General features: G+C 66.8%; 3 protein-coding genes. 2 read left to right on the top strand and 1 reads right to left on the bottom strand.

The window, feature by feature from the left end:
- Positions 1-634: 634 nt before the first annotated feature.
- Complete coding sequence (locus tag AWC17_RS10085) at positions 635-1,441, top strand: VOC family protein (protein WP_046183576.1); 807 nt, start codon at positions 635-637, stop codon at positions 1,439-1,441.
- Positions 1,442-1,454: 13 nt separating this feature from the next.
- The gene (locus AWC17_RS10080; protein ID WP_085164588.1) at positions 1,455-2,327 is read left to right on the top strand and encodes a glycine betaine ABC transporter substrate-binding protein; all 873 of its coding nucleotides are present in this window, start codon (positions 1,455-1,457) and stop codon (positions 2,325-2,327) included.
- A 370-nt stretch (positions 2,328-2,697) separates the two neighbouring features.
- Here AWC17_RS10080 and AWC17_RS10075 read toward each other — a convergent pair whose 3' ends face one another.
- Positions 2,698-2,859 (bottom strand): hypothetical protein, encoded by a 162-nt coding sequence (locus tag AWC17_RS10075; RefSeq protein WP_231588732.1) that lies wholly within the window; start codon positions 2,857-2,859, stop codon positions 2,698-2,700.
- Positions 2,860-2,968 lie beyond the last annotated feature (109 nt).

Genomic DNA, 2,968 nt, shown 5'->3' with positions numbered 1-2,968 from the left:
CGATCGAAATTCTCATCCAATCTGGGGCAATGCAGGTCAGACTAGTAAATGTGCCCCAGATTCAATGAGAACGGACAGTAACCGCCACCCAATGCGCGCGCAACAGGGAACGCGCCGGGGCGTCCAGGAGCTGACCGGGACTCTCAGGCCGGGCACTTGGTGGCCGCGTGCGGGCCCCCGACGCGGCGAGCGGCACATGAGCAGCTGCGCCCTGACGTCGTTGCATCCGAACCGCCAATACCGCTGGGGCGGTGGATAATTCGTCACAGTGACGAATCGAGTCCGTGCACGCCTGGGGGCGGCGGAGGCCGGCTGGCCACCCAATCCCGGCGCTTGCCGTCTTCGGCGCCTGACCGTCTATCGAGCGACCCAGACTGCGCGCGGCGCCGAGGTTGTGCTGGGGGCATGAAGGCTTGTCCCGAGGCAGTCATCATCAGAATGGCGTGGAGTGGCGCTCTTCATCTGGGTTGCCTGGTAACCGTTGTGCCGATAAGCGACATTATGTCAAGTTAAGTTTCTGCGCATTGCAGCTGGTGAATCACCATTGGTGGTAGTCCCCTCCGCCGCCCATCTCCTCGTGTTCTCGGGTGGAAATGGCAAGACACCGAAGGACTTTAGACGTAGGCTGCGGCGCATGGGAGCGCGCGCCCGGTACGCGGAGGGGGCCTTCAGCTGGGTCGACCTCGCCACGACGGACCCGGCGGCGGCCACAGTGTTCTACGGGACGCTCTTCGGCTGGACACCGGACGAGGGGCGCATGGCGGACGGTCGCGCGTACACGGTGTTGCGCCGCGAGCAGCAGGAGGTCGCTGGGCTCTATGCGCTCGATGCGACCGACCCCGCCGGTGGTGAGGCACGCTGGAACTCCCACGTCTCGGTCGCCGACGTCGACGCGGCGGCCGCCCGCACCCGTGCGTTGGGAGGCGCTATCCTCGCCGGGCCAGTGGATTGCGGAGACCGAGGGAGGTTGGTGGTCGCGCGCGATCCGCAGGGTTCCGTCATCCACCTCTGTCAGCCCGGCCGGCGCTTCGGTGCCACCTGCGTGAACGAGCCCGGATGCCTGACGTGGAATGAGCTCGCCACCCCGGATGTCGATGCCGCGATCGCCTTCTACTCGCGGTTGTTCGGCTGGCGCATGGAGTTCCTCGCCGGCATGCCCGTGCCTTACTGGGTGATCCGTGTGGGAACGCCCGCGGTGCCGGTGCTTTCGGGCGACAACGGCGGGATGCGCGGTCTGACAGCGGCTGACGCCGGCCTGCCGCCGCGCTGGCTGCCCTACTTCGTCGTGACGGACGTCGCCGAGGCCAGCGCCGCCGCGGTCGCCGCCGGCGGCGCGGTTCTCGGGGGGCCGACCGAGCAGCCGAAGGGCCGTTTCAGCTTGCTGCGCGATCCGCAGGGGGCGAGCTTCCTGGTCTTCGAAAGCAGCAAGCTCGACCCGTGAAGGCGAAGCCCACGTGATCCTGGCCGAAACGTTGGTGTTCGGCTCTGGTCCCGAGTGTCCAACCGAATTGCTCTGTCTGCCGCTGCTGCGCGCGCGGTATGGGCTCACCTTCAAGGAGTTTCGTGTCACCGATGCCGGAGGGCCGCGCACCGTTGACGCGCTTGAAACGGGGGCGATTCAGGTTGGCGTGCTCTTCACGACCGATCCACGCCTCTTCGCCGGCGACTTCGTCCTGCTCGAGGATGACAGGCACGCCCAGCCCGCCGAGAGCGTGACGCCGATCCTGCGCGACGAGTTGCGCGTGGCGCACGGCGCCGGCCTTGCCGCGACCATCGATGCCGTCAGCGCGGAACTCACGACCGAGCGCCTCGCCGAGCTCAATCGCCGCGTCCTTCTCGGGTCATCTCCAGCGGCGGCGGCTGAATTCCTCACCGAGCGGCAGCTCGGCCCGACGCCGCGCGCACCGCGGAGAAACCGACCGGCGATTGTCGTCGGCTCGGCCAACTTCGCCGAGAGCCTGACCGTGGCCGAGCTTTACGCCCACGCGCTGGCGGGCGCCGGCTTCCCGGTTGAGCGGCGCCTCGGGATCGGCAACCGCGACACATACTTTCCGCTGCTCCGCGACGGCGGAGTCGACCTCGTCCCCGAGTATGTTGGTAGCCTCCTCGCGTACCTGGACGGCAGCCGGGGCGGGATCTCGGATCCGCACCAAGCCCATGCGGCGCTCGCCCAGGCGCTGCAGGGAACGGGCCTCGTCGCTCTGCAGCCGGCGCCAGCCGAGAACAAGAACGGCATCGTCGTGACCGCCGCGACCGCGGCGCGCCATGGCCTGACGAGGATCAGTGATCTCGGCCGGGCGGTCGGCGGCCCGGACTGGGGCGACTGACTACGGCGGCGTCGCAGTCGCGCTGGGTGTCGCCGCGGGCCGTTGGCGGTCACCGCGCCGTCGACCTCCCCGCAGAGCGCTGAAAGACGTTACCTGCGCTAAGCAATACGGCGGAATCGAATATGGCGGGTTACCGGTAGCGTATTGCGTGTTGCAGCAGGTGAATCATCTAGCCTGCTCGTGCTGGCCACCGCTCGCCCCCGTTTGAGCTTCTTGTCCAGATCGCCTGATTCGGGCTACAGCCCGGATGGTACGACCTTGCCGTTTACCGTCACCTCGACCTGGCCGGTCGTTTGGTTGTACTCGATCCTGCCGGTTGGCGAAGGCACTACTAAGTCCGACGGGCGAGCCGTCCGTGCCGTATCCGCTGCTAACCCATTGTGAAGATCGCGCCCGCGGCGACGCCAATCACCGCCACAAGGGCCACCAAAATCACCGTGATCGCCGCGCGCACGATCTTTTCTTCCGTGAGTCGCCAGCGTGGCTTCAATTCCACGAGAACGGTGTCCCCTCGACGGGCAACTGTGTTCATTCTTGCGACCGCCAAAAGGAGCTCGTCGTGCGGGTCGTGTCCTGAAACCGGTGTAAATGGGGCCGGGCGTAGGTTCTGCTTCGAGACCTACCAAGTCATCGAAGAAAGG

The organism is Mycobacterium nebraskense (assembly GCF_002102255.1).
GTDB classification, from domain to species: domain Bacteria; phylum Actinomycetota; class Actinomycetes; order Mycobacteriales; family Mycobacteriaceae; genus Mycobacterium; species Mycobacterium nebraskense.
Note: the sequence above shows the minus strand (reverse complement) of the source record. Positions and strands in the feature narration are given on the sequence as shown.